Annotated in this window: 3 protein-coding genes and 1 pseudogene; 2 read left to right on the plus strand and 2 right to left on the minus strand. The window is 38.1% G+C overall.

Going from position 1 to position 4,007, the window contains the following annotated elements:
- Nucleotides 1-271: 271 nt before the first annotated feature.
- Nucleotides 272-970: a YetF domain-containing protein gene (locus HP456_RS20830; RefSeq protein ID WP_172254698.1), complete on the plus strand. Its 699-nt coding sequence runs from the start codon at nucleotides 272-274 to the stop codon at nucleotides 968-970.
- A gap of 174 nt (nucleotides 971-1,144) precedes the next feature.
- Complete coding sequence (locus HP456_RS20835; RefSeq protein ID WP_172254700.1) at nucleotides 1,145-1,597, plus strand: CBO0543 family protein; 453 nt, start codon at nucleotides 1,145-1,147, stop codon at nucleotides 1,595-1,597.
- Between the two features lie 296 nt (nucleotides 1,598-1,893).
- On the opposite strand, the gene HP456_RS20840 is transcribed toward HP456_RS20835, so the two are convergent.
- Together HP456_RS20840 and HP456_RS20845 are read right to left on the minus strand one after the other, a co-directional pair.
- On the minus strand, nucleotides 1,894-3,759 hold the full coding sequence (locus HP456_RS20840; protein WP_172254702.1) for an ABC transporter permease: 1,866 nt from the start codon (nucleotides 3,757-3,759) through the stop codon (nucleotides 1,894-1,896).
- Nucleotides 3,734-4,007: pseudogene (locus HP456_RS20845) on the minus strand (bacitracin ABC transporter ATP-binding protein); the annotation flags it as partial. The gene HP456_RS20840 and the pseudogene HP456_RS20845, both read right to left, overlap by 26 nt.

The raw sequence follows: 4,007 nt of genomic DNA on the forward strand, positions 1-4,007 counted from the left end.
AAGCAGAAATCTTTCTTAAACTTCTACTGCCAATACTCAACTCTATACGAATTAGACGGTAACCACTTTAGTTAAGTTTCGAATGATTTAATTTAGTGCAATTGAGGAACTGCCCCCTTTTATGCAGCAAGAAAAAGTGAATAATCTGGTACTTTCAGACTGCAACAAGTCGTTTTATATGGCACCTTATATAAAAAGAAGCAGATAAATGAATAATGAAAAGTTTGGGACAATAAAAGAATGACTTTCTTTCATGGAAGGGAGATACATTATGTCAGTTTCCGAACTTATTCTCAGACTCGCACTTGCTTTTATAACCTTGTTAGCTCTAACAAGAATCATGGGAAGAAAAGAAATTTCTCAAATGACCTTCTTTAACTTTGTATCAGCCATTTCAATTGGTACTATTGGTGCTTCTCTTGCAATTGATCCCAATCTAAGTATTCGCAATGGATTGATAGCATTGGCAGGTTGGAGCATTTTTACCATTTCCCTCGGATTTTTAGATATAAAATCGAAAAAAGCTCACTATGCCATCGTTGGAAAACCCATAATACTGATTAGGAAAGGGAAAATTATGGATCACGCACTTCGCCAAGCCCGCCTTGATTTAGATTCATTAAATGTTTTATTAAGAAAGAAAAATGCGTTTTCCATCTCTGACGTTGATTATGCCATTTTTGAAACTGACGGCAGTCTTTCAGTCATGAAAAAGGAACATAAGCAATCAGTGACTAAGGGGGATATGAATATACAGCAAACTAACTCAAATGTCATTCCCATTCCTATAGCTGTTGTTTCTGATGGGAAGATAAATGAGGAAAACTTGAAGTCATTAAACCTTAATCAGCAATGGCTGAAGCAGCAGGTAGAATCTGCTGGCATTACCTCAATTGAAAATGTATTTTACGCTGAAGTCCAAAAAGATGGGACATTGTATATAGATTCCCGAAATGATGTTGTCCACTAAGTTTGAAGATTACTGAGGGAGCAGTATCCTTCTTTCTTATCCTGTTTTAAAGCAATATAGCTTCACCTATATAAAGCGATCCGTTTGATTCTCAACCTATCGAATTTGGACATAATTCTTCCTGTGTGTGGGAACAATATTCAGTATTAACTAAATATATGAGGAATGTATAATATGGTTTTCTTACTCTTATCTGTTGTTGTGTTTCTAATAGTGGCGATTACAGTTCCAAAGAAATTACCCAGACGTGAATTATATGCGATTGCATTATTTTCGATTGTGTTAGGTTTTGCTACTGATATAACTTTAGACCTCAAATATGATCTTTATGGATATTTTAATAAGGGTGTAGATTTCGGCGGTTTTTTGCCGATACTGTTCATTTTCCCTTCTGCAGGTGTATTATTAATGAACTTTTATCCTTTTCGCAAGTCAATTTGGAATCAACTGGCATATATATTGGGTTGGACGATATTCAACCTGATTTATGAATATCTTACCATTGCATCAGGCTATTTTTATCACAACGGCTGGAACTATTGGCTATCAGCGGTTACTTATCCCTTTTTAATTTTGCTTCACCTGCTTCACCTCAAAATAATGAAGAGCTATCACTCAGGAAAATAATTCGCTTCAATTGTGAAAAATGCAGAAGAGTGTGATTTATAATCATGCCGCATTCATCTAGAAGGTTCTCATCTTCAATATTCCGCCCTACAGCTTAGAAAAAATAAAAATCCGAACGTTCATTCAAATTCTTTTATTGAATTTGAATTTTGTTCGGATTTTTTTAATAGGTTCTGTTAAAGTTCGTTGCTTCGAGCGATTGAGTGGGAGTCCAAGTATCAATCAAAGAAAAATACTTCTGCAAAGCTGCAAACCCTTCAGGGAAATAAAATTCACACCACTATGACTTCATGAAATTACTGTATTGCCGCTTTAATCTGATCAATATAAAAGAATCGAACGATAAAGAAGTAGATGGCTTGAATTCCGAAGAAGACACTCAGCACGATGACTGACTCTTGGAACAGGTCATAGTAGAATAGATGGGACAATGCAGTAAGTGCTACGGCCCCATGAATAAGTGCTACGGAAATTGGCGCAAAGAATAGTAACAGGATCTGTCTCGTTAGTACTTTATTTAGTTCTTTGTCAGTAAGTCCCAATTTCGAGATGGATTTATACTTTTGCTTATCACTGTCGACGTCCATATAAAGCCTGAAATATAAGAAGCTTCCGGCTGATACGAAGAAGACCAGTCCGATGAAGAGTCCGACAAACATGACGGGTCCGTATTGTTTGTTCAGTTGATAAACTTCATAAGCACCTGATATAAATTCAGATGGATGGAGTTCCTCTTTTAATTGTTCAGAAGCACTCAACACACTCTCTTCTCCATCTGTTGATTGCCACGCATGGAAAGAGTCTTCCTGGACCGGAGCCGGCAACTCTTCATAATCACTGTCAGAGACCACGTAATACGAGTCAAACGCAGGGAGTGCTCTTGAATAAATGACCCCGTCATTCAGATTTATTTTTTCCCCTGAAGCTGTTTCAATCGTTTGCTGCAATAACTCCTCCGTCTGACCAAAAGATGTTCCTTCAAACTCAACGACAACCGCTTCTCCTTTATGAAGATCAATTGGCTCTTCTCCAATCAGTTCTGCAAAGCGGTTATAGTCCGATTGATTCGAAATCAGAATCTGATCCTGGCCAATTTTATAGTAGCGCAGGATCGTTTGCGCTTTTTCAGTATCTATATTCTCTTTCTCTAAGGTCTCTTTAATCAATGCCAAGTCTTTTTCTTCATTATCATACGCCCGGTAAGTAAAGGTATTGGGATTCGTTACTTTCATGTTTTCTGTAAGAAAAGATTTAAATCCGAACAAGGTCCCGATTGCACTGAACGCAACCGTTGAGACGATGGCTACCAAGAAGAATGTCCGGGCATTGTCTTTCATTCGATGAGATAGATCAGAAAACAACAGCAAATTTGTCTTGTTCCAAAAAACATGCTCTTTTTTCTTCAGTCTCCCGATAACGAATACACTCAGCTGTGAAAATAACAAATACGTTCCGATAATCACTACAATGATAACCGGCAGCATAACAGCCACAACAGTAAGGCCTTTCGCTATTAAAGCAACCGCATAACCACTGCCGAGCAAGAGGACAGCAATAATGGTTAACAGGATATTTGCCTTGGGCTCCCCCTTCGACTTTTTATCCCCTTTGATCAGTTCTATCAACTTTTTGCTGCGGAGAATATAGGAGACAAACAGCGAAATAAAGAAAAATAGAATGATGAAGGATCCAAATGTTAACAGAATCGCTTCCAAAGGAAGATAGAAATTCAGTTTGTTCTCTAAAATAAGGGCATTTTCTGCAATCAGCAGGATCCCTTTCGAAAAGACTAATCCGATGGTTATTCCGCCCAATACAGCGAAGAAACCAATGATCATATTTTCCAGGAACACCATTGACCGGATTTGCTTCATTGACATCCCCTGCATCATCAGCAATCCAAATTCTTTTTTGCGGGATTGCAGAAATGAACTCATGGAATATAGTATGAAGAAAAACGAAAATACATAGATGATCCCAGCAGAAATATTCATCCCTTGCGTAACAGTTGAATTCATATCATTTCCGGTCAAATCCGGGTGAAACGCGAAGATCGAAAATGTGAAAAATACCATGACTGTAAACATACTGCTCAGGAAGTATGCAGCATACAACCTCTTATTGCGGGTAACATTATTAAACGCGAATTGACGAAAGGTCATGTGCATCCCCTCCCATCAATGAAAGAGTATCAATGATTTTCTGAAAGAATGCTTGACGGCTGCTTCCCTTGTGTATTTCTGAATAAAGCTTTCCGTCACGGATAAAGACAACACGGTTACAGTAGCTGGCCGCTTGAGGATCATGGGTTACCAGCATCATGGTGGTGTCGTCTTTCTGATTAATCGTCTCAAGCATTTCCATGACATCTTTAGATGATTTGGAATCTAAGTTACCTGTGGGTTCATCA

The sequence above is a fragment of the Bacillus haikouensis genome (genome assembly GCF_013179555.1).
GTDB lineage: Bacteria > Bacillota > Bacilli > Bacillales > Bacillaceae_B > Rossellomorea > Rossellomorea haikouensis_A.

Excerpts from the sequence above, each read along its gene's own strand:
- HP456_RS20830 (WP_172254698.1), top strand. The coding sequence starts at position 272 with ATGTCAGTTTCCGAACTTATTCTCAGACTCGCACTTGCTTTTATAACC.
- HP456_RS20835 (WP_172254700.1), top strand. The coding sequence starts at position 1,145 with ATGGTTTTCTTACTCTTATCTGTTGTTGTGTTTCTAATAGTGGCGATT.
- HP456_RS20840 (WP_172254702.1), bottom strand. The coding sequence starts at position 3,759 with ATGACCTTTCGTCAATTCGCGTTTAATAATGTTACCCGCAATAAGAGG.